Raw genomic sequence first — 23,322 nt, 5'->3', positions numbered from 1 at the left:
CAGAGAAGGACATCAGCAACAGTGCGCACGTGGACGAGACGGAATTCGCTGTCCGGGGTCAAGATCAAGTCCGAGATCGATGCTCGTGAGGCCGCCGTACTCCGTTCGCTGGTCGGCTCGGTTCTCGGTTTGCTGCGCGACCGTTCCGCCGCTGCCCCCACCGACGAACTCGCAGCGCTGACCGGTCTGCGCACCGGCCACAACAGTCCGCCCGAGGACGCCGCACTGGCGCGGCTGTTGCCCGACTTCCACCGCGCCGACCCCGGCCGCGACGAGGAGGACCCGACCGACCTCAACGGTGCTCTGCGCGGACTGCACGAGCCCGAGATCATCGACGAGAAGTTGGCTGCCGGATCGATGATCCTGGCCACGCTTCCTGAGTCCGGTGGCAAGATCGTGCTGACCCAGGAGCAAGCGGATGCTTGGCTGACCGGCCTCAACGACGTGAGGCTGGCGCTCGGCACGACGCTGGGGATCAGCGCGGACACACCCGACGTTCTCGACGAGGGTGATCCTCGCGCTCCACATCTCGACGTCTACCACTGGCTGACCTGGATGCAGGATTCACTCGTACAGGTCCTCATCCCCTAGGACGCACGCGTGACCGCTGCATTCCAGACTCCCGGACCGCGGGACTCCCTGACCGACGTGGCCGGTCTGCTGGTCGGTCATCATCACGAACTCGACGACGACGCCGCGATGGGCTCCGGTTCGGCCACCGGCTGCACCGTGGTGCGCGCGCTGGGTGGTGCGACGGCGGCCGTCGATGTTCGCGGCGGTGGGCCGGGGACTCGCGAGACCGATCTGCTCGATCCGAGCCATTCCGTGCAGCACGTCAACGCGATCCTGTTGACCGCGGGCAGTGCCTACGGGCTCGCCGCGGCCGACGGTGTGATGCGGTGGCTCGAAGAGCACGGTCAGGGCATCCCGATGGGCAGTCCCGATCACGTCGTACCGATCGTCCCCGCCGCGGTCATCTTCGATCTTCCGGTCGGCGACTGGGCTTCTCGGCCGACGGCGGAATTCGGCTATCTCGCCGCAGCCGCAGCGGCAACCGATTTCGCGACGGGATCGGTCGGGGCCGGTGTCGGTGCCCGCGCCGGAGTTCTCAAGGGCGGTGTCGGTACCGCGAGCACGGTGATCGCGGGCGGTCCGGCGGACGGGGTCACCGTCGCGGCGCTGATGGTCGCCAATCCGGTGGGCGCGGTGTTCGACCCGCGCACCGGCCTGCTGTGGGGCGTCGGCACGCTCGGGCCCGCGGCGTTCGGGATGCGCAAGCCCGACGTGAACCAGCTGTGGTCCGCGCTCGCCCTCGAACCGAAGGGCACTGCGCTCAACACCACGATCGGTGTCGTCGCCACCGATGCAGCGTTGTCGTCCGCGTCGTGCAAGCGGATTGCCGTCGCCGGTCACGACGGGTTGGCGCGGGCCGTGCGACCGGCACACTCGCCGCTCGACGGCGACACGATCTTCGCCGTGTCGACCGGCACCAGACCCGTCACCGCGGAGTCCTCGGTGCCCGCCGCGTTCTCCGCGGAACTCCCGGTACTGGCCGCGGTCACCGAGGCCGCGGCGATCGTCGTCGAGCGAGCCATCGTCGCGGCCCTGCTCGACGCCACCTCGGTGGCCGGCATCCCCACGTATCGCCAGATCTTCACGTCCGCGTTCGGTGGATCGGGAGCCTGAGCTCAGCTCGCGCGATACCTCTGCCCGGTATCGTGGAGGGAACTGTTCCGGAGGCGATCATGAGCGATATCAGTAACCGTCCCGCCGAGCGTGCGCGGCCGGTCTGGATGCAGGCCGCCGTCCTGGTGGGAGCATTCACCGTGTTGCTGTGGGTCATCGAGTTCATCGATGTGGCCAGCGGGTCGAGGCTCGAACGCAACGGGATACAGGCCCGCTCGGTCGAGGGTTTGTGGGGCATTCTGTTCGCGCCCGTGCTGCACGACGACTGGCAGCATCTGATCGCGAACACCGTGCCGATCGTCGTACTCGGATTTCTGGTGTTGCTCTCCGGTTTGACGCGTGGTCTGGCTGCCACCGGGATCATCTGGGTGGTCGGCGGGTTCGGTACCTGGCTGACTGCCGGTTCCTACACGAACACGATCGGCGCGTCGATCCTGATCTTCGGTTTCATCGCATATCTGTTGGTGCGTGGCTTCTTCACCCGCAAGCTCGGTCAACTCGCGATCGGAGTCGTGGTGTTCGTGCTGTACGGCAGCGCACTGTGGGGCGTGCTGCCGAGCGAGCCCAACGTGTCCTGGCAGGGCCATCTGTTCGGCGCGGTCGGCGGAGTGGTTGCCGCTCGACTGCTGTCCGCCGACGCGCGAGCCGAGAGGGCACGCGCGAAATCGCTCGATCGGCCCACTTCGTAGGTTCGAGGTAACTGCAGACACACCCGTGGTCGGTGGTGAATTTCGCCGACTCGCGCTGTGAATACTGCCCGAACGTTTCGAGTGATGCGCTCGGCGTGGCAGCATGGCTTTCATGCGAATTTCCGTCCTGGGATGTTCGGGCAGTGTGTCCGGACCCGATTCACCCGCGTCGGGCTACTTGTTGGAAGAAGAGGAGACCGCGCCGGTCGTCCTCGACTTCGGTCCCGGCATCCTCGGGGCGTTGCAGCGCTACGCCGATCCCGGAGATGTGAGCGTTCTGCTCTCGCATCTGCACGCCGATCACTGCCTCGACGTTCCCGGACTGCTGGTGTGGCGTCGCTACCATCCCAGCCCGCCGGAGGGACGAGCGATCGTCTACGGACCCAAGGACACGGCGTTCCGGCTCGGAGTCGCCTCGGCCGAGTGCGGCGGGCAGATCGACGACATGTCCGACACCATCGACCTGCGTCGCTGGGTGGACGGACGCACCGTGGAGTTCGGCAAGTTGTCGATTCTCGCTCGGCAGGTGTTCCATCCCCCCGAGTCGTACGGCATGCGCGTCACCACGGCGCAAGGCCGCACCTTCGCCTACAGCGGAGACACCGGAATGTGTCAGGCCGTCCGGGACCTGGCGCACGGGGCCGACATGTTCCTGTGCGAGGCGTCGTGGACCGACAGTCCGGAGCGGCCCGAGGGAGTGCACCTGTCCGGAACCGAGGCCGGCCGCATCGCTCGTGAGGCCGGGGTGGGGGAGCTGCTGCTCACCCATATTCCGCCGTGGACGTCCCGCGAGGACGTCATCGCCGAGGCCAAAGCGGAGTTCAGTGGACCGGTGCATGCCGTTCTCCCAGGGGACGTCTTCACCGTCTGAGGACGCGCTAGGCTTCGAGTCGTGTCCAGACGAGAAGACGGCAGGGCGGACGACGAGCTCCGCAACATCAAGATCACCCGCGGCTTCACCAGCCACCCGGCAGGGTCGGTGCTGGTCGAGTTCGGCAACACCAGGGTGATGTGCACGGCCAGCGTCGAGGAGGGCGTGCCGCGCTGGCGGAAGGGATCCGGCCTCGGTTGGCTCACCGCCGAGTACGCGATGCTCCCGGCCGCGACGCACACTCGCAACGGCCGTGAGTCCGTCAAGGGCAAGGTCGGCGGGCGTACCCAGGAAATTTCACGCTTGGTCGGGCGTTCACTGCGTGCCTGCATCGATTTGGCCGCCATCGGCGAGAACACCATCGCCCTCGACTGCGACGTGCTGCAGGCCGACGGCGGCACCAGAACTGCAGCTGTCACCGGAGCGTTCGTGGCTCTCAACGACGCCGTCACCTACCTGCGAGCAGCGGGACGCCTCGCCGATCCGCAGCCCATCTCGTGCATGATCGCCGCCGTCAGTGTCGGCGTCGTCGACGGCCGAGTGCGCCTCGATCTGCCCTACGAGGAAGATTCGCGCGCCGAGGTCGACATGAACGTCGTCGCTACCGACACCGGCACGCTGGTGGAGATCCAGGGAACCGGAGAGGGTGCGACCTTCCCCCGAACCACACTCGACAAGCTGCTCGACTCCGCATTTGTCGGCATCGAGAAGTTGTTCGAGGTGCAGAAGGAAGCATTGGCGTTGCCGTACCCGGGCGATCTGCCCGAGCCTGCGGCCGCGGAATCGAAGAAGAAGTTCGGTGGCTGACACCAAGCTGCTGGTAGCGAGCCGAAACGCGAAGAAGTTGCGCGAACTCCGGCGGGTGCTCGACGCCGCCGGAGTGGCCGGAATCGAACTGGTCGGCCTCGACGAGGTCCCGCCGTTCCCGGAGGCCCCCGAGACCGGAGCGACCTTCGAGGAGAATGCACTCGCCAAGGCGCGTGACGGAGCTGCGGCCACCGGATTGCCATGTGTGGCAGACGATTCCGGAATAGAAATCGATGCCCTGAACGCCATGCCAGGGGTGCTCTCGGCTCGCTGGTCCGGTGCGCACGGGCAGGACGAGGCCAACACCGCACTGGTGCTGGCGCAGTTGACGGACACCCCCGACGAGCGTCGCGGAGCCGCATTCGTCTCGGCGTGTGCGTTGGTGATTCCCGGCGGCACCGAGACGGTGGTCCGCGGTGAATGGCGCGGAGTAGTGGGCCGAGAGCCGTTGGGGGAGAACGGCTTCGGCTACGACCCCATTTTCGTGCCCGAGGGCGACGGCCGCAGTGCCGCGCAACTGAGCCCGGACGAGAAGGACGCCGCCTCACATCGCGGTCATGCACTGCGCAAGCTCGTTCCGGCGCTCGAAGAACTGACGGGGCGGTAGCTCGTGGCGATCCGAACCGTTCTGACGCGGACGTCGGTTGTGTTCGCCGCCGCTGCGCTGTGCCTGGCAGGTGCCCCGGCCTCCGCGGCACCGGCCGCGGGCTCCTTCGCCGAGGCGTTCGCGTACTCGATCGCGCACCCGGGCGTGACTCCTCCGGGCTCGAACGACTTCTCGTGTGTTCCGAGCGCGCAACACCCGGAGCCGGTGGTGCTGGTGCACGGCTTCCTGGAGAACTCGTACGACAACTGGGCATCGCTGTCGCCGAAGCTGGCCGACGCCGGATACTGCGTATTCGCGATCGACTACGGCAACACCGGGCCGGTTCGGGCGTTCGGTGCGCTCGAGCCCATCCCGGAGAGTGCCGCGGAACTGTCGACGTTCGTCGATTCCGTGCTCGAGGCAACAGGTGCGCAGAAGGTGTCGATCGTCGGCCACTCGAAGGGTGGCGCGGTGCCGCGGTACTACGCCCGCTTCCTCGGTGGAGACCGAACGGTGGCACGCATCGTGGCGTTGTCTCCGCCGAACTACCCGACGGCGGGACCGCCGGTGCAGGACGACGTGCTCGAGCGACTGAACGAGGGCGGCGACACCGTCTCGGGCATCGAATACACGACGATCGTCACCCGTTACGACCAGATCGTCGTTCCGTACACTGCCTCGCTGCTCAGCGGCGCAGGAAACACGAATGTGGTGTTGCAGGACGTGTGCCCGGCCAACACCGTCGAGCACACCGGAATCTCGTACGATCCGCTTGCTCAGCGGCTGGTGCAGAACGCACTGGATCCGGAGCACGCACAGCCGATCAACTGCTGAGGTCAGACGCCGAAGTCGGCTTTGACCTGCTTGGTGCGCTTGTGCTCGACGTAGAACGACAGGAACGGCACGGTTCCGGCCAACAGTGTGCCGATGGTGCGGGCGGCAGGCCACCGCACCTTGATCGCCAGATCGACGGTGAGCACGAGATACACGAGATAGACCCAACCGTGTACGACGGCAATCCAATTGGGCACGTTCTCGACCTTGAAAATGTACTTGGCGACCATCTCGGTCACGAGAACGAGCAGCCAGATTCCCGTGGCGTACGCAAGAACGCGGTAGCGCAGCAACGCGGACGCGATCTTCTGAGTCTTGTTCGCAGACGCCTGCGTCTTCTCCGGTGCCGAACTCACGTGGTGCTCCTGTCGGTCCCGCGGGATTCGTTCAGCTCCGCGAGGTAGCTGTTGTATTCGAGTAGTTGCCGAGCCTCGGGATCGTCGAGGTCGCGGGCGTCTGTCGCAGGCGCGCTGCGCTGGGGGAGCAGGTCGAGGGGCACCTCTGTGGGTCCGTCGGGTCGCGCTGCTGCCGACTCGTCCGGGTCCTCGTCTTCGAGGCGGACGAACTTGCGGTAGGCGTAGACCACGAACACTGCGAACAGAGGCCATTGAAAGGCATATCCGAGGTTCTGGCCGTTTCCGCCCACTGCCTCGAAGCGCTCCCACTGCCACCAGCCGAGGCCCAGGCATACCGCCGCGGACACGATGACCAGCGCGATCAGTGCTGGCCGACGGTTCGGGCGGGATGAAGTCACCCCTCGACGGTACCGGAGGTACTACTACTGCAGGTAGTCGCGTGCTGCGGCCCGGTGGTGATTCTCACCATGGACGGTTCGAGTTCGGCTCATGCCCGCCGACGGTTGGCCCGTGCCTGGGCGAGTTGCTCGGCACCGGTCCCGGTCACGTCCGCCAGGGCGCTGCTGCGTCCGGTCAGAACCAGTGCCAGGGTGCCGGCCGATCCTTCGATGATGGGGCCCTCGCCGCGGCTCCAGTCGAGATCGGTCGCGCGCCACTGCAGTCGAAGCTCGGGGCCTTTGAACGGTGCGGCACCGCTCGCGGGCACCAGGAAGTCGAGCATCGTGATCATGCGGTGGTCGGGGACGTGGTGTTCGATTCCCAGCGGCGTGCACAGGTCCAATCCGTGCACGATGACGTCGGACAAGGGGGCCAGCGGACCGTGGCCCGGCGGGGTGAATTGCTTGTCGGCGTGGGCGGTGAGCAAGGCGGGCAATTCGTCTTCGTGCTCGCGACGAACGCGCGTGGTCATCAGTTGATTGGCTCGGTCGAAGTTGCCTCGGGTGCGCACCATGACGAGTCCGAACTGCCAGAGCGGGACGATCAGTGGCACCACCAGATGGGCGGCGACGTCTCGGACGGTCCAGGCCTCGCACAGCGAGGGGGTGTCCCATTGCTCGGGGGTGAGAGTCTCGAGAGTTCTTGCGAGAGAACGTCTCTCGTCTGCGATCTCGGCGAAGATCGTGTCGTCGGATTCCTCTGGCATTCGAACCGCCTTCACACGTCGGAACCTGCAGAAGTCTCGAGAAAAGCCGGGCCGAACGACCGTGGTGCGCGAGGGGGGACTTGAACCCCCACGTCCTGAGACACTGGAACCTAAATCCAGCGCGTCTGCCAATTCCGCCACTCGCGCGTGCCGGTGAAGTCTACAACCTGGATGGTTGTTGTCAGTGGCGCGGTCTGCTCGACTGTGTGCCCACGAATTGTTCGGATGCTCACCTGTACAGGTAGGCATCTGGACAATCGGTGGGCACACGTCATGCGGTGTACACCGTACGGTGTCGATACACTCGCCGAGTGGCATCGAAAAAGGACCTCCCCTTCGACCCGGCCCGGACACTCGGGCTTCTGTGGCGAGTCGGTGCCAAGCCGAGTCGGACCGGATTGAGCGTGGATGCGATCGTCGATGCCGCCATCGAACTGGCCGATGCGACCGGTCTGGAGTCGGTGTCGATGCGGAACGTGGCACAGCATCTCGGTGTCGGCGCGATGTCGCTGTACACACATGTGCCGGGCCGGGAAGAGCTGGCCGATCTGATGATCGATCGAGCGCTTGCAGGTCTCTACTCGCACGTCGACGAGCCGGCCTCCGTCGCCGGCGGATGGCGTCCCGCGATGCGCTTCGTTGCCGAGCGCAATTGGTCTCTGTATCAACAACATTCGTGGCTTCTCGAGGCGGAGGGGGCACGGCCCGTGCTCGGTCCGCACACCAACGACAAGTACGAGGCCGAGTTGCGCCCTCTCGAGGGCATCGGCCTGGGCGACGTCGAGATCGACTCCGTTCTGACGCTGGTTCTCACTCACGTCTCCGGTACCGCGCGATCCCTGGCCGGCGTGACCCGTGTCAAGGAGCAGTCGGGCATGTCCGACGCCCAGTGGTGGGCGGCTACCGCGCCGATCCTCGAACGGGTGATGGGCCGCGAGCGCTTTCCGGTGTCGTCTCGGGTCGGGACGGCCGCGGCGACGTCGTACGACGCCGCCAGCGACCCCGTGCACGCCTACCGGTTCGGGTTGGAGTGCATTCTCGACGGTGTGGAGGCGATGATCTCGCGAAGTCAGCCCGTCGGTCGAAGTGCCGCCTCGGAGTGACGCTTCTTCGGCCTACGTAACTTGTGTTGATATCGCCAGATTGCGTGCTCGAGTGAGGCGAGTTCGGTGCCGAGTGCGTCCGCCGTCGTTGCAAGGATCACGGACGCGCGGTCCTCGGCAATGCCGACGGACAGGTTCTGGTGGAGCGGTTCGAGTGCGTCGGCGACGAACGAGTTCAGATGTTCGGTCGCCTTGTCGGTACGCACTCCCAGATGCATGAGCATGCACTCCCAGGTGGTCTCGCCGAGACCGGGAATCGCGCAGAACGCCTCGAATTGGTGCTCGGTGTGCTGCTCGAAGTCGCTCGAACGACTCAGGCCCACCGAGATCAACGTCCGAGCGGCCACGGCAGCGGCAGCACCCTTGGTTCGACTGTTTCCCGGAACCAGTTGACGGTTGGAGAGAATCTCGACGAGTAGATCCGGACTGGTGGTCAGTTCGGCGAGGGTTGTCAAGTCGTCGAGTCGGTTATCCCCGCGATGCGATCTCCATCGTTGGACGACCGCACGGACCCCGCTCGTAGGGCCGCCGTAGGGAGCGCGCGCCGAGAAGATCGCATCCAGCAACGCCACCTCGCTCTCGCCCCGCCACCCCGGTGTCCAGTGTGGCGAACGGGATTGCGGCGCATGCGATTCGATGTGGACAAGCATCGCGTCGAGCTCGTCCTCGGTGCAGATATCCGTTACCGATGAATACATGAATTCCCCCCGGATTTCGTCGACCGCTCTCCCGGCGAGCGGCTCGTTCGCACAAGGTAGAGGACCGCACCGACAAGGTCGGGAGGCGCTTGCCTGTGCTCGAGATCACATCACGAAAAGATAACGAAAAATGCGAGGCTCTCCTCATGTTCTGGTGTTCCGCTCGACGCTCTCGCCAGCGTGGATACGGGTTACCGACGAGTCGGGTAAACAGAAGGTAAAGCCGCTTCGAGTGACGTACTCGCTGGTAGCACTCGGACGTCCGAGCAAACCTGAGGATTTCCTCATGATTTTGTGTCAACCTTGAGCAGCGCGGAGGAGACCTGTCGACGAAGACCGGCTCACCGCTTCGACCCTGTAGCCCACGACGCCATGGGGCAGTCATCACAGCGAACGCCCCGACCCCCGAGGCGTCCACGAGAGGAATCTTCAGCCTTGACGATCAACGAGAGCACACCATCACACGGACGAGGCTCGCGAAGCACCGGCAACGCAGACAAATCCCCTAGAAGCAATGGCGGCTCTCGGACTCTGGCAGATCGTTTCGCCGCGGGCGAGCCGTACGCGTTGGCCTTCGGCGGCCAGGGCGCACCATGGCTCAGCTCCCTCGAGGAATTGGCTCGCGACTCCGCGCTCGAACCCGAACTGACCGATCTCGTCAACGAGGCAGCAGTCACTCTCGCGCCCGTGGCAGACGAGCTGCTGGTCGTGCGCTCGGTCGGCTTCGACCCGATCGGCTGGATGCTCGAACAGGACCTCGCCGACGACGACACCGTCGGCTCGTACGGACCGTCCGAGGCGGCACTGACCTCCGCTGCCGTCTCGCTTCCCGGAGTGTTTCTCACCCAGGTCGCAGCGCTGCGTGCGTTGAAGTTGCAGGGGCTCGATCCGGCCCAGACTCCGCCCGTCAAGGTCGTCGGACACTCGCAGGGACTCATCGCCGCCGAATCGGTCGCAGCCGACGGCGCACAGGATGCGAACTTCCTGGCTATCGCCCAGCTCGTGGGTGCTGCCGCAGGTCTCGTCGGCCGCCGCCGCGGCATCATCGGTGCCGGAGACCGCGCGCCGATGGTCTCGGTTGCCAACGTCGAACCCGCACGACTGCAGGCGATCATCGCCGAACTTGCGATCGACGGAGCGCCGGAGCGATCCGCAGCTCTGGCCATCCGCAACGGCCGTCGTCGCGTCGTACTCTCGGGACCGCCGGCCCAGCTGGCTCGCGTGCAGGAGAAGTGCGAGCAGATCGCTGCCGAGGAAGAGCGTGACCGCGACGCCAAGAAGCGTGGCGGTGCAGTGTTCGCCCCGGTCTTCGAGCAGCTTCCCGTCGAGATCGGCTTCCATCACCCCGCCCTGGCAGATGCCGTCGAACTAGTCAGCGCCTGGGCGCAGCGTTGTGGGCTCGACGTCGACCTCGCACGTGAGCTCGCACAGAAGATCCTCGTCGACTCCGTGGATTGGGTCGACGCCATCGACGGTGTCGTCGACGCCGGTGCCGACTGGATTCTCGATCTCGGTCCGGGCGACCTGCTCACCCGCATGACCACTCCGGCGTTGCGTGGACAGGGCGTTGGCATCATCGCCGCGTCCTCGCGCGGTGGCCACCGCAACCTGCTCACTCCGGGAGCTGCTCCCGAGGTCCAGCCTGCATGGTCCGCCTACGCCCCCACTCCGGTCACGTTGCCCGACGGCCGCGTCGTCGTCGAGACCTCGTTCACCAAGATGACCGGACGTTCGCCGATCCTGCTCGCCGGCATGACGCCGACGACGGTCGACGCCAAAATCGTTGCCGCAGCTGCCAATGCAGGCCACTGGGCCGAGCTCGCCGGTGGCGGCCAGGTCACCGAGGACATCTTCACCGATCGTGTCGCCGAGCTCTCCACGCTTCTCGAGCCCGGCCGCGCAATCCAGTTCAACTCGCTCTTCCTCGATCCGTACCTGTGGAAGCTGCAGCTCGGCGGACGCCGCATCGTGCAGCGCGCTCGCGCGGCAGGCGCGGCCATCGACGGCGTCGTCGTCACCGCAGGCATCCCGGAACTCGAAGAGGCAGTGGCCCTCATCGAAGAGCTGTCCGAGGCAGGCATCAGCTACGTCTCGTTCAAGCCCGGCACCGTCGCGCAGATTCGCGCCGTCATCCGTATCGCCAACGAGGTTCCCTCGTACCAGGTCAACGTCCACATCGAGGGTGGCCGCGCAGGCGGACACCACTCGTGGGAGGACCTCGACGACCTGCTGCTGACCACCTACGCGGAGCTGCGGTCACGGCCCAACCTCGTCGTCTGTGTCGGCGGCGGCATCGGCACACCCGAGCGGGCAGCGGAGTACCTCACCGGAACCTGGTCGGCTGTGCACGGCTACCCGAAGATGCCGCTCGACGGCATCCTCGTCGGCACTGCCGCGATGGCAACCCTGGAGGCCACGACGGCTCCCGAGGTCAAGCAGCTTCTGGTCGACACACCCGGAACCCCCGACTGGGTCGGTGCCGGTACCGCGAACGGCGGAATGGCCTCGGGCCGTAGCCAGCTCGGTGCCGACATCCACGAGATCGACAATGCGGCATCGCGGTGCGGCCGACTGCTCGACGAGGTCGCAGGCAACGCCGACGCCGTGGCCGAGCGTCGCGACGAGATCATCGCCGCACTCGACGGCACCGCCAAGCCCTTCTTCGGTGACGTCGCCGAGATGACGTATCAGCAGTGGCTCGTTCGCTACCTCGATCTGGCCATCGGAACCGACTCGCGCAGCGACTTCGATTGCGGCGGCGAGTTCACCGATGCCGTGTCCGAGGCAAGCGAGTCGGTGTGGCTCGACGTCACCTGGCGTACCCGCTTCCTGGAGATGCTGCAGCGCGCCGAGGCTCGGCTGCACCCCGTCGATCGCGGACCCATCCCCACCTTGTTCGCCGATGCCGAGGTTCTCGAACGCCCGCGTGCAGCTCTGAAGTCGCTGCTCGCACAGTTCCCGGACGCCGCCGACGTGGTTCTGCACCCGGCCGACATCACCTTCTTCACCTCGCTGTGCCGCATGCCCGGCAAGCCGGTCAACTTCGTCCCCGTCGTCGACGGCGACGTGCGCCGCTGGTGGCGCAGTGACTCGCTGTGGCAGGCACACGACGCTCGCTACTCGGCCGATCAGGTCTGCATCATCCCCGGTACCGTCGCCGTCGCGGGCATCACTCGCGTCGACGAGCCCGTGGGCGAGCTGCTCGATCGCTTCGAGAAGGCCACCGCGGATCAGCTTCTCGCCGAGGGCGTCGAGCCCACGGCCATCGCGAGCCGTCGCCACGCCGAGATCGCACCCGGACTGCTCGGCATCGTGCTGGCTGCTCCCGACGTCACCTGGGCCTCGCGGATGACGCAGAACCCCGTTGCACGCCTGGGTGATCCGGCCGACTGGACCGTGGAATCCGAGACGGTCGCGGCGCACCCGCAGACCGGCTCGACGCTGACCGTGCTCGATTCCGAGCACGTGGAGCTGCTGGTTCCGCTCGCCCCGGGCAAGGAAGTACGTATCCGCCTGACGGTTCCCGCCTCCACGATCGACGGCGGCGCTCCCGTCGTCACCGCGCAGGACGCACAGCAGGCCATGTCGGCTCTGCTCGGAGTTGCTGCAGGCCAGGACCTTCCGGCCGTCAAGGGCGGCGTCGCCCGGCTGAACATCGCATGGATCCCCGATCTGATCGCCGATCACGCAGGCGTCACCGGCTCCGGCCTGCCGGACTCGCTGACCGTCAGCGGCAAGGCCGTTCCCGACGTTCTGGTCGGTGCCTGCTGGCCCGCCGTCTTCGCAGTGCTGGGTGCCACCCGCAACGACGAGGGAATCGACGTCATCGAAGGCATGCTCGACCTGGTGCACCTCGACCACAGCGTCAACCTGGTCGGCGAATTGCCCACCGACACCTCGATTCTCGTGGTCAAGGCTGCGGCCGGAGAGGTGCTCGACACCGACCTCGGCCGCGTCGTCGAGGTCACCGTCGAGATCGGTGCCATGCTCGGCGAGGGGCTCGACGCTCCCGCCGTCGCAACTCTCGTGGAGCGCTTCGCCATTCGCGGACGCACCGGCAAGGGTGAGCTGACCGATCCGGCCCGCGCCGGCGGCTCGGTGAGCGCCGACGCCAAGGACACCCCGCGTCGTCGCCGCCGTCAGGCCACCATCGTGGCCCCGCGCAACATGGCCGCGTTCGCGCAGGTCTCGGGCGATCACAACCCCATTCACACCTCGGACGCCGCGGCGCTGCTCGCCGGCCTCGGCAGCCCGATCGTGCACGGCATGTGGCTCTCGGCCGCCGCCCAGCAGACGGTCACCGCAGTCGACCACGCGGACACCAAGACTCCGCCGCGTCGCCTCACCGCATGGACCGCACGCTTCCTCGGCATGGTTCGACCCGGAGCGGAGATCGATGTTCGCGTCGACCGCACCGGATTCGACCAGGGTGCCGAACTGATCGAGGTTTCCTGCCGTGTCGCCGGCGAACTGGTCATGGTCGCCACCGCTCGCACCGCGCCGCCGAAGACCGTCTACGCGTTCCCGGGCCAGGGCATCCAGCGGGCGGGCATGGGCCTGGACGCTCGGTCTCGCTCGAAGGCCGCACGTGAGGTGTGGGAGCGTGCCGACAAGCACACCCGCAGCGCACTGGGCTTCTCCATTCTCGCTGTGGTGCGCGACAATCCGACTTCGCTGAAGGCGCGCGGCGTCACCCACAAGCACCCCGACGGTGTGCTGCACCTGACGCAGTTCACCCAGGTTGCGATGGCCGTTCTCGGCGTCGCGCAGGTTGCCGAACTGCGTGAATCCGGTGCGTTCGTGGAGAACTCGATTCTCGCGGGCCACTCGGTCGGTGAGTACAACGCACTCGCAGCCGTTGCCGGTGTGCTCCCGCTCGAAGCCGTCCTCGAGGTCGTCTTCCAGCGTGGTTCGGCCATGCACGCGCTGGTTCCGCGTGATGCCAGCGGCCGCAGTGACTACCGCATGGCAGCTATCCGCCCGTCGCAGATCGGCTTGGCCGATCAGGACGTGCAGGGCTTCGTCGCCGGTGTCGCAGAAGAATCCGGTGAGTTCCTCGAGATCGTCAACCTCAACCTGCGCGGTTCGCAGTACGCCATCGCAGGCACGGTTGCCGGCCTCGGCGAGCTGGAGAAGAAGATCGCGATCCGCCGAGCGGAGTTCGGTGGCAAGGCCGCCTACATCATGGTTCCCGGCATCGACGTGCCGTTCCACTCCACGGTGCTGCGCGGCGGAGTCGACGACTTCCGCAACCGCCTCGAGACTCTGCTCCCCGAGCAGATCGATCCGGCGATCCTGGTGGGGCGCTACATCCCGAACCTGGTGCCCAAGCCGTTCTCGCTGAATCGCGAGTTCGTTCAGGAGATCGCCGATCTGGTTCCGTCCGAGCCGCTGAACACCGTTCTCGCAGAGTTCGATTCGTGGGCCGCACGGCCGAGCGCTCTGTGCCGGGTGATCCTGACCGAGCTGCTGGCATGGCAGTTCGCCAGCCCGGTGCGCTGGATCGAGACCCAGGACCTGCTGTTCGCAGACGAGTCCGACGGCGGCATGGGCGTCGAGCGCTTCGTCGAGATCGGCCTGGGGGCAACCCCGACCGTGGCGAACCTCGCGTCGCAGACCCTCAAGCTCCCGGGCCGCTTCGGCCACCCGGTCGAGGTACTCAACCTCGAGCGCGAGGCTGCGATCATCTACGGCACCGACACCGACCCGGCTCCGGCCGACGAGGAAGAGTCGACACCCGTGGAGGCCGCTGCTCCGGCGGCAGCTGCAGCTCCGGCCGCAGCTCCCGCGCCGGCAGCAGCACCGTCCGGCGGACCTCGTCCGGACGACATCGCGTTCGTCGCGGCCGATGCGACCAAGATCCTCATCGGCCTGTGGACCAAGTTGCAGCTCGATCAGATCGGGCCTGCCGACACCATCGAGGCTCTGTGCGACGGTGTGTCCTCGCGTCGTAATCAGCTGCTCGTCGACCTCGGTTCCGAGCTCTCGCTCGGTGCCATCGACGGTGCAGCCGATGCCGACATGGGTGCGCTCTCGGGCACGGTGAACAAGCTGGCTCGTACGTACAAGCCGTTCGGTCCGGTGCTCAGCGACTCCATCAACGACCATCTCCGCAAGGTCTTCGGCCCCTCGGGTCGACGCCCGGCCTCGATCGCCGATCGCGTCAAGAAGACCTGGGAACTGGGCGACGGCTGGGCGCACCACGTCACCGCCGAGGTCGCCCTCGGTACCCGTGACGGTGCCTCGGTTCGTGGTGGCGCACTCGGTGGCCTGGCCGACGGCGCTCTCGCCGACGGCAACGCAGTCGACAACGTCATCGACGCGGCCGTGGCCGCGGTGGCCGCACGCCGCGGCGTCGCAGTCTCGATGCCGCAGGCAGGGGGCGGAGCCGGCGGAACCGTCGACGCTGCTGCTCTCGGTGAGTTCACCGAGCACATCACCGGCCGCGACGGCGTCCTCGCCTCCGCAGCCCGGTTGGTGCTCGAACAGCTCGGACTGGCCGATGCGCCCAACGCACTGCTGGCCGAGGATCCCGACGCCGCTCTGGTCGAGCTGGTCTCGGCCGAGTTGGGATCCGACTGGCCTCGCCTCGTCGCGCCGGCGTTCGACGCCAAGCGCGCCGTCCTGATCGACGACCGCTGGGCCACCGCCCGTGAGGACCTGGCCCGGTTGTGGCTCGGTACCGCAGGCGACGTCGCCGTCGAGTCCTTCGCCGGTGCCGGCAATGCCGTTGCAGCTCAAGCACAGTGGTGGAAGGCCAAGGCCGACTACGAGAACAAGGCAGTGCTGGCCGAAACCTTCGGACGCATCGCGGACATCGCGGTCGCATCCGAGGACAAGGGTCCATGGGCCGACGAGGTCGCAGTGGTCACCGGCGGCAGTAAGGGCTCCATCGCAGCTGCGGTGACGGCCAAGCTGCTGGCCGGGGGAGCGACGGTCTTCGTCACCACCTCCAGGCTCGACGACGAGCGACTCGGCTTCTACCGCAGCCTCTACCGCGACAGCGCACGCAGCGGAGCGTCGCTCTGGGTGGTTCCGGCCAACATCGCGTCGTACACCGACGTCGATGCACTCATCGAGTGGATCGGCAGCGACTACGTCGACACTGCCGGTGGCGCAAAGACTCTCGTCAAGGCCGCAACTACTCCGACGATGCTGTTCCCGTTCGCAGCGCCGCGGGTCATGGGCGAGATGTCCGACGCCGGAGCTCGCGCCGAGATGGAAATGCGCGTGCTGCTCTGGTCGGTCGAGCGTCTGATCACCGGACTGTCGAAGGTCGGTTACGACACCGACATCGACACTCACCTGCACGTGGTGCTGCCGGGATCGCCGAATCGCGGAATGTTCGGTGGCGACGGTGCCTACGGCGAATCGAAGGCCGCACTCGACGCAGTCGTCGCCAAGTGGGGCTCGGAGAAGAACTGGGCCGAGCGGGTGTCCATCGCCCACGCTCACATCGGGTGGGTGCGCGGCACCGGCCTGATGGGTGGCAACGATCCCATCGTCGAGGCCGTCGAGGCCGAAGGCGTTCGCACCTGGTCCACCGACGAGATGGCGACCGAACTGCTCGAACTGTGCACACCTACCGCTCGCCGTCAGGCTGCGCAGGAGCCGATCGTCGTCGATCTCACGGGCGGCTTGGCCAACACCAAGCTCAACCTCGTCGAGCTCGCTCGGGATGCAGCTGCGGCCGCTGCCGAGAAGACCGAAGAGGCAGAGGACAACTCGGTCATCGCGGCGCTGCCCGCACCGCCGCGGCTGTCGACGTCGACCACGGCTCCGGCCTGGCCGACACTGGACGTCGACCCGAAGGATCTGGTCGTCATCGTCGGTGCAGGTGAGCTCGGACCGTACGGTTCGGCGCGTACCCGCTTCGAGATGGAGGTCGACGAGCAGCTTTCTGCCGCAGGCGTTCTCGAACTCGCATGGAACACCGGCCTGATTGCTTGGGAGAACGATCCCAAGCCGGGTTGGTACGACATCGAGTCCGGTGACCTCGTGCCCGAGGAGGACATCGCCGACAAGTACCACGACATCGTGGTCGAGAAGTGCGGTATCCGGACCTACGGCGACGACGGCGCGATGGTCGGCAACACCGCGCCGCTGATGACCTCGATCTTCCTCGACAACGACCTGACGTTCGTGGTCGGAACCGAGATCGATGCCCGGTCCTTCGCCGCAGCGGACCCCGAGCACACGCTGATCACGCCGGTCCCGGATTCGAGCGACTGGCAGGTCACCCGCAAGGCGGGCACCGAGATTCGCGTTCCGCGCAAGATGAAGCTCACTCGCACCGTGGGTGGACAGATTCCGACCGGATTCGATCCCACCAAGTGGGGCATCTCGCCCGACATGGCCAGCTCGGTCGACCGTGTCGCACTGTGGAACATCGTCACCACGGTCGACGCGTTCATCTCCTCGGGCTTCAACCCGTCGGAACTGATGCGCTGGGTGCACCCCACGCTGGTGGCCAACACCCAGGGCACCGGCATGGGCGGCATGGAGTCCATGCGCTCGCTGTACATCGACACCCTGCTCGGTGATGCTCGTGCGAACGACATCCTGCAGGAGGCTCTGCCGAACGTCGTTGCCGCGCATGTGGTCCAGTCGTACATCGGTAGCTACGGCGCGATGGTTCACCCCGTCGCCGCCTGTGCCACCGCGGCCGTCTCCGTCGAAGAAGGCGTCGACAAGATCAAGCTGGGCAAGGCGCAGCTCGTGGTCGCCGGCGGCTTCGACGACCTGAGCACCGAGGGCATCATCGGCTTCGGCGACATGTCGGCCACCGCGGACTCGGCAGCGATGACCGCCAAGGGCATCAGCGATCGACGGTTCTCGCGGGCCAACGACCGCAGGCGCGGTGGATTCGTCGAATCCCACGGCGGCGGAACGATTCTGCTCGCTCGCGGAGACCTGGCACTCGAGATGGGCCTGCCGGTCCTCGGAGTGGTGGCCTACGCACAGTCGTACGGCGACGGAGTGCACACGTCCATCCCGGCTCCGGGACTCGGCGCGCTCAGTGCCGGTCGCGGAGGCAAGGATTCGGCGCTCGCGCTCTCGCTGAACGCCCTGGGCGTCAGTGCAGACGACGTGGCCGTGATCTCCAAGCACGACACCTCCACCGCAGCGAACGACCCGAACGAGGCGGAACTGCACACCCGCCTCGCCAAGGCCATCGGCCGTTCGGACGGCGCTCCGCTGTTCGTCGTCTCGCAGAAGAGCCTCACCGGACACTCGAAGGGTGGAGCGGCTGCCTGGCAGCTGATCGGCCTGTGCCAGGTGCTGGCCAACGGCGTCATCCCGCCGAACCGCAGCCTCGACTGCGTCGACGACAAGATGACCGCGTTCGAGCATCTGGTGTGGGCACGGGAGCCGTTGCGCTTCGGTGACTCGGTGCCGCTCAAGGCAGGTCTGCTCACCTCGCTCGGATTCGGCCACGTGTCCGGACTCATCGCTCTGGTGCACCCGCAGGCGTTCCTCGAGGCCGTTCCGGCGGACCGACGTGCGCAGTACATCGCGAAGGCGAACGAGCGCCGCATCGCCGGTCAGCGCAGGCTGATCTCCGCGATGGTGGGAGGAGACTCCCTCTACGAGCGGCCGGACGATCGACGGCTCGGACATGACGGGACGCCGGCCAAGGCGTCACGCGAACTGGAGGCAAACGTGTTGCTCAACGAGTCCGCTCGCCTCGGCGCGGACGATGTCTACTCCTCCGGTCTGCCGGGTGCCATCTGATGGCGATCCTGGGAGTGGGTTTCGACCTGGTGACGGTGTCCGACTTCGCCGAGCAGATGGAGAAGGTCGGCACGACGATGATCCGCGACAGCTTCACCGCGGGCGAGCGGCGTCATGCCGCAACGAAGAGTTCCGACCCGACCCGCCACTACGCGGCTCGGTGGGCCGCCAAGGAAGCGGTGCTGAAGGCCTGGGCGACATCGCGATTCGCGCGCCCGCCGCAGATCGGTGACAACCCGTATCCGTTGATCGAGGTCGTCAATGATGCGTGGGGTCGGCCGTCCATCAAGTTGCACGGGATGGCACAGGAGTTCCTGCCGACGGTGAAGATTCATCTGTCGCTGACACATGACGGCGACATCGCCGCCGCGGTGGCGATTCTGGAGGAGTGAATTCGCTCCGAGAACGAGTCAGGCCCGTCCGATCCACGTGATCGGGCGGGCCTTTCGTCTGCGCGGGCTCGGGTTGCTCAGGCTGGTTCGCTCTCGTTCGTCGAGCCGCCGGAACGCCTGCTCTCCTTCTCGGCGACGAGCAGATACGCCATCATGATGCGTTTGAGCTCGGCGACGGCGTCCTCGTGGCTCTGGCCGTCCTGCACGGAGAAGTTCAGCATCGAGTAGACGATGTGCACCAACACCTGAGCCATGAGGTTGCGGCGATGCCGAGGCGTGCGCGGAGTGAGCGGTCCGAGCATGCGCGAGACCTGCTCGGCGAACTCCCGCTCGTGAATCACCCCGGTTGCGCGCGTCGACGGTGTCGATTGCATGGCGAGCCACACTTCGCGTCGCGACGGATCGGTCATCCACATGCCGGCCATGTGGTCGACGAAGTTGTTCAGGAACCGCACCCAGTCCAGGGACGGGACTTCGCCGTCGAACTCGGCGAGTTCCTGTTGGACCCCCACGAGGTCCTGGCGGTTGAGCTCGCAGACGATGACGTACTTGTTGGCGAAGAACTGGTACAGCGTGCCGATCGGGAGTTCGGCGCGTGACGCGACTTCCTCGCAGGTGAACGACTCGAATCCCACATCGCTGAGCAACTCGCGTGAGGCCTGCAGCAGTGCGTCGAACTTCCGTTGGCTGCGTTCCTGGGTGGGTCGTCGTCGTGGCATCAGTTCCTGTGTCTGTGCCGTCGACTCGAGCGCGGCGTCGAGACGGCGCGAGGACTGGGCACGAGCAGAGGATTCCACCCGGTCAGGCTATCCGGCGCGGGTGCTCGTTATCCACAACGGTCCGGTAGGTCACTCCCACCGGTTTCGGTTCTGGGTCGGACACGCGTGTTTCAGCTGGAGGTATCGAGGAAACCTGGGGGCGACGACAACTGCTGGTTCCTCATACTGTGACAAACTCCAAGACCGATTCGGACCAATTTAACCGTCAACAGGTATGGTTCAGGTAACAGAATCAAATTCCGTGCAGGGTGATCGTCGTTCGGATCCGCTGGATGACGTTCATGGTCGGGTGCCTCCACCCTGAGCACAGGGAGACTGCCATGGCAACTATCGGTATAGCGATCGAATCTGGCTCGATGCAGACAATTCTTGTCGAGCCGACGTCCGGCGAGATACTCGCCGATCGGACTACCCCGCTCGATCCCGATGCGGCCTCGGTTCTGACAACAGCGATCGAGACGATGCTCGCCGAGGCGGCAGAGCTTCATGCAAGCGTGGACGCAGTGGGTGTGGTGTACCGAACCGAGGGCGAGCGCGCCGACTTCGCAGCCGCTCTCGGCGACGATCCCGCAGTCCTGTCGTCCGCATCCGAATCGTTCCTCGGCTGGCTCGCCACGTCGAAGGACTTCGCCGACGCGAAGACTGTCCTGCTGTACTACATGGGCGACGCGGGCGTCTCCATCTCGCTCGCCGATGCCGCAGATGCCTCGATCACCCCGGTGAAGACTGCGACGCTGGACTCGATGTCGCCCGAGCGCATCGGCAGCACCATCCCACTGGCGTGGGAAGTGGTGGATCAGTCCGGCAAGAAGCCCGAGTTCGTGGCCCTCTTCGGTGATTCTTCGAGTAATCGAGACCTGGTCGACATCCTGTCGCTCGGACTCGGTGTCCCCGTGGTGCGCGTCGGTGACGCGGATCAGGTCGCAGCCCGAGGAGCTGCGCTGCTGGCATATCGGGACGAGCCGGCTGTGGTTGCCGCTACGCAGGCGGCGACCGAGAACTCGGAGCCGGACGAGGCCGCCGATTCCGAGGTCGTAGCAGCCGATGAGTCCGACCAAGCCGACGCCGAGATTGCCGAGTCCGGGCCCGAGGCGTCCCCCGCGGTGGTGAAGGACAGGGCGGCAGCGCCGCTGCCTGCACCCGCAGTGCTGTCGGTTGTCGACGCGAAGCCGGCCCGGTCGGGAGGCTCAGGGCGCAAACTCGTGTTCGCCGCAGTGCTGCTGGCCGGTGTGCTCTCCGCTGGTGTCGCGGTCGCTGCGACGTTGCCGGGTGAATCCGAGACGACCGCCGAGCAGGTAGTCGATCGACGCGATGCCGGTGCGGATCTGGCGGGGGCAACCAGGCAGGTGGATCCGACGACGTCCGATCCGGGTGCGGTCGTGGTTGCGCCGGTGCCGGCGATTGCGCCGCCGCCCGAGACGATTCCCCCGGCGGTGGACCCATCGACAGTTGTCGAGCCTGCACCGACATCTCGGACGTGGGCGACGCAGGATCCGCCACGTCAGGCTGTGGCGGCCCCGCAGCCGGGACCTCTGCCGTCGCCGACCGAGGTGGCCCCTCCGCAGTTCACCGTTCCTGTTCCCGTTCCGGAGCCGGGCAAGTCGCCCGAACAGCTCGAGCAGGAAGCGTGGGATCGGCACTGGCAGCAGACCGGTGAGTGGATTCATCAGGAGTTCTCCGGCCGCTGACGCTGAATCGTTCCTGTGGCGAGTGATGACAGACTGGCTACGGCCCGTCTGTCATTTTCTCGTTTGGAGGATTCATGCCCGCCGATGCGCGCCCCGTCGACGTTCGATCTGCGATCGCATCGCAGATGCCCCGAGCGAAATCCGAGTTGGCAGAGTTGGTCCGCTTCACCTCGGTGCACGATCCACGGCAGTTTCCGGTCGAGGAATGCACCGGTGCGGCGCAGTGGGTGCAACGGGCCTTCGTCGACGCTGGCATTCCGGACGTGCAGCTGATCGAGACGATCGACGGCTCACTGGCCGTCGTCGGTTCACGGCCGGCTCGGGCAGGAGCACCGACCGTTCTGCTTTACTCGCACTACGACGTTCAACCTCCGGGTGACGGAAGGCTCTGGGACAGTGAGCCTTTCGAGCTGACCGAGCGGGACGGTCGTTGGTACGGACGGGGTTCGGCCGACTGCAAGGGCAACGTGATCATGCATCTGCTGGCGCTACGGGCGCTGGGGGAGTCGCTCGAGGTCGGCGTGCGGATCGTCTGCGAGGGTTCGGAAGAGATGGGCACCGGCGGGTTGGAAGCGCTCGTGGAACAGCGCCCCGAACTGTTCTCGGCAGACATGGTGGTCATCGCCGATACCGGCAACGCACAGGTGGGCTGGCCGACGGTCACCACCACGCTCCGCGGTATCGCCAACGTGGTGGTGCATGTGGAAACCCTTGCCGGAGAGGTGCACTCGGGCATGTACGGCGGGCCAGCACCCGATGCGCTCGCCGCACTGGTGCAGGTGCTCTCGACGTTGCGCAACGAGCACGGCGACACCGTGGTCGACGGACTCGACGGAACGCAGACCTGGGACGGGGTCGAGTACGACGCCGAGCAGTTCCGTGCCGATGCCGGCGTGCTCGATGGCGTCGGGCTGGCGGGTTCGGGTTCGGTGGCCGAGGCGGTGTGGGCGCGGCCCGCTCTGACGATCCTGGGGATCGACTGCCCGCCGGTCGTGGGGTCGGCTGCGGCGATCTCGCCTCGTGCGTCGGCACGGCTCAATTTGCGGGTGCCGCCCGGGATGGATCCGCAGCGGGCTCAGGATGCGTTGGTGGCTCATCTGGAGGCGCGTACGCCCTGGAATGCGCGGGTCACCGTCGAGTGTGAGGCCATCGGGTCGCCGTTTCGGGCCAGAACCGATGGGCCGGGTTACGCGGCGCTGTCCGAAGCGTTGGAGGAGGCCTTCGGGCATCCCATGGGAACGGCAGGTCAGGGCGGTTCGATTCCGCTGTGCAACGCGTTGGCTCAGGTGCTGCCGGACGCCGAGATCGTGCTGATGGGCGTCGAGGAGCCTCGGTGCCGGATCCACGCTCCCAACGAGAGCGTGGACCCGACGGAAATCGAGAAGATGGCCGTCGCCGAGGCGTTGTTCCTGCAGCGGCTCGCAGGGTCAGACAGCTAGATCGCGGCGGAGCTTGGCGACGTGGCCGGTGGCGCAGACGTTGTACTGCGCCACCTCGATCTTGCCTTCCTCGTCGACGAGGAACGTGGAGCGAATGACGCCCTCGTAGACCTTGCCGTAGTTCTTCTTCTCCCCGAACGCGCCCCACGCCTGCAGGGTCGTCTTCTCCTCGTCGGAGAGCAGCGGGAACGTCAGCTCTTCCTTGTCGCGGAACTTGGCGAGCTTGGCCGGCTTGTCGGGGGAGATACCGATGACTTCGAGGCCTTCACCGTTGAGCTCGGCGAGACTGTCGCGGAAGTCGCAGGCCTGCTTGGTGCAGCCCGGGGTGCTCGCGGCGGGGTAGAAGTACACGATCACCTTCTTGCCTGCGTAGTCGGCGAGAGAGACGTCGTTGCCGTCGGCATCGGGCAGGGTGAACGCCGGAGCGGTGTCGCCCGGCTCGAGCTTGCTGTATTCGGTCACCGCACGAGAGTATCGAAATATCGCCGTGCTCTAGGCTCGACTGCGACCGAGAC

General features: G+C 66.5%; 18 protein-coding genes and 1 tRNA gene. 12 read left to right on the top strand and 7 right to left on the bottom strand.

Annotation, left to right across the window (positions count from 1 at the left end):
- The first annotated feature begins 21 nt into the window (after nt 1-21).
- From R4P47_RS22025 to R4P47_RS21995, 7 genes are all read left to right on the top strand, one after another.
- Nucleotides 22-591, top strand: a complete 570-nt coding sequence (locus R4P47_RS22025; protein WP_068050408.1) for a DUF2017 domain-containing protein — start codon at nt 22-24, stop codon at nt 589-591.
- A 9-nt stretch (nt 592-600) separates the two neighbouring features.
- A complete protein-coding gene (locus tag R4P47_RS22020) occupies nt 601-1,686 on the top strand; it encodes a P1 family peptidase (RefSeq protein ID WP_269595869.1) in 1,086 nt (361 codons plus the stop codon).
- 59 nt (nt 1,687-1,745) lie between these two features.
- On the top strand, nt 1,746-2,375 hold the full coding sequence (locus tag R4P47_RS22015; RefSeq protein WP_317785738.1) for a rhomboid family intramembrane serine protease: 630 nt from the start codon (nt 1,746-1,748) through the stop codon (nt 2,373-2,375).
- Between the two features lie 112 nt (nt 2,376-2,487).
- Entirely contained in the window at nt 2,488-3,246 is a 759-nt protein-coding gene (locus R4P47_RS22010) for a cyclic nucleotide-degrading phosphodiesterase (RefSeq protein ID WP_317785737.1), read from the top strand.
- Nucleotides 3,247-3,267: 21 nt separating this feature from the next.
- Entirely contained in the window at nt 3,268-4,053 is a 786-nt protein-coding gene (gene rph, locus R4P47_RS22005; RefSeq protein ID WP_068050410.1) for a ribonuclease PH, read from the top strand.
- Nucleotides 4,046-4,660 (top strand): RdgB/HAM1 family non-canonical purine NTP pyrophosphatase, encoded by a 615-nt coding sequence (gene rdgB, locus R4P47_RS22000; protein ID WP_317532854.1) that lies wholly within the window; start codon nt 4,046-4,048, stop codon nt 4,658-4,660. The genes rph and rdgB overlap by 8 nt, the downstream gene beginning before the upstream one ends.
- A gap of 3 nt (nt 4,661-4,663) precedes the next feature.
- The gene (locus R4P47_RS21995; protein ID WP_317785736.1) at nt 4,664-5,473 is read left to right on the top strand and encodes an esterase/lipase family protein; all 810 of its coding nucleotides are present in this window, start codon (nt 4,664-4,666) and stop codon (nt 5,471-5,473) included.
- A gap of 2 nt (nt 5,474-5,475) precedes the next feature.
- Here R4P47_RS21995 and R4P47_RS21990 read toward each other — a convergent pair whose 3' ends face one another.
- The 4 genes from R4P47_RS21990 to R4P47_RS21975 form a co-directional block, all read right to left on the bottom strand.
- Nucleotides 5,476-5,829 (bottom strand): DUF3817 domain-containing protein, encoded by a 354-nt coding sequence (locus R4P47_RS21990; RefSeq protein ID WP_317785735.1) that lies wholly within the window; start codon nt 5,827-5,829, stop codon nt 5,476-5,478.
- On the bottom strand, nt 5,826-6,227 hold the full coding sequence (locus tag R4P47_RS21985) for a transcriptional regulator (RefSeq protein ID WP_317785734.1): 402 nt from the start codon (nt 6,225-6,227) through the stop codon (nt 5,826-5,828). Before R4P47_RS21985 ends, R4P47_RS21990 begins: the two co-directional genes overlap by 4 nt.
- Nucleotides 6,228-6,316: 89 nt before the next feature.
- Nucleotides 6,317-6,973: a maleylpyruvate isomerase family mycothiol-dependent enzyme gene (locus tag R4P47_RS21980; RefSeq protein ID WP_317785733.1), complete on the bottom strand. Its 657-nt coding sequence runs from the start codon at nt 6,971-6,973 to the stop codon at nt 6,317-6,319.
- Between the two features lie 62 nt (nt 6,974-7,035).
- Nucleotides 7,036-7,120 (bottom strand) — tRNA-Leu (locus tag R4P47_RS21975).
- Nucleotides 7,121-7,284: 164 nt separating this feature from the next.
- On the opposite strand from R4P47_RS21975, the gene R4P47_RS21970 reads away from it, so the two are divergent.
- Complete coding sequence (locus R4P47_RS21970; protein ID WP_317785732.1) at nt 7,285-8,076, top strand: TetR/AcrR family transcriptional regulator; 792 nt, start codon at nt 7,285-7,287, stop codon at nt 8,074-8,076.
- On the opposite strand, the gene R4P47_RS21965 is transcribed toward R4P47_RS21970, so the two are convergent.
- Nucleotides 8,043-8,774, bottom strand: coding sequence for a hypothetical protein (locus R4P47_RS21965; RefSeq protein ID WP_317785731.1), 732 nt, complete (start codon nt 8,772-8,774; stop codon nt 8,043-8,045). The two genes, R4P47_RS21970 and R4P47_RS21965, sit on opposite strands and share 34 nt — an antisense overlap.
- Nucleotides 8,775-9,209: 435 nt before the next feature.
- Between R4P47_RS21965 and R4P47_RS21960 the strand changes: the two genes are divergently transcribed.
- Complete coding sequence (locus tag R4P47_RS21960) at nt 9,210-18,509, top strand: polyketide synthase (RefSeq protein ID WP_317785730.1); 9,300 nt, start codon at nt 9,210-9,212, stop codon at nt 18,507-18,509.
- A complete protein-coding gene (locus tag R4P47_RS21955) occupies nt 18,509-18,901 on the top strand; it encodes a holo-ACP synthase (protein WP_008715184.1) in 393 nt (130 codons plus the stop codon). The genes R4P47_RS21960 and R4P47_RS21955 overlap by 1 nt, the downstream gene beginning before the upstream one ends.
- Nucleotides 18,902-18,978: 77 nt before the next feature.
- Here the strand turns inward: R4P47_RS21955 and R4P47_RS21950 are convergent, their stop codons facing one another.
- Entirely contained in the window at nt 18,979-19,620 is a 642-nt protein-coding gene (locus R4P47_RS21950) for a TetR/AcrR family transcriptional regulator (RefSeq protein ID WP_149406378.1), read from the bottom strand.
- A 416-nt stretch (nt 19,621-20,036) separates the two neighbouring features.
- Here R4P47_RS21950 and R4P47_RS21945 point away from each other — a divergent pair, with 416 nt between their 5' ends.
- On the top strand, nt 20,037-21,368 hold the full coding sequence (locus R4P47_RS21945) for a hypothetical protein (protein WP_317785729.1): 1,332 nt from the start codon (nt 20,037-20,039) through the stop codon (nt 21,366-21,368).
- Between the two features lie 74 nt (nt 21,369-21,442).
- Nucleotides 21,443-22,807: a dipeptidase gene (locus R4P47_RS21940; protein WP_317785728.1), complete on the top strand. Its 1,365-nt coding sequence runs from the start codon at nt 21,443-21,445 to the stop codon at nt 22,805-22,807.
- Here the strand turns inward: R4P47_RS21940 and bcp are convergent.
- Nucleotides 22,796-23,269 carry a thioredoxin-dependent thiol peroxidase gene (gene bcp, locus R4P47_RS21935; RefSeq protein WP_317785727.1) on the bottom strand — a complete coding sequence of 158 codons (474 nt, stop codon included), beginning with the start codon at nt 23,267-23,269 and terminating at the stop codon, nt 22,796-22,798. The genes R4P47_RS21940 and bcp overlap by 12 nt on opposite strands.
- Nucleotides 23,270-23,322 lie beyond the last annotated feature (53 nt).

This window comes from Rhodococcus sp. IEGM 1370 (assembly GCF_033142325.1).
GTDB lineage: Bacteria > Actinomycetota > Actinomycetes > Mycobacteriales > Mycobacteriaceae > Rhodococcoides.
This window is presented reverse-complemented; position numbering and strand designations above follow the sequence as displayed.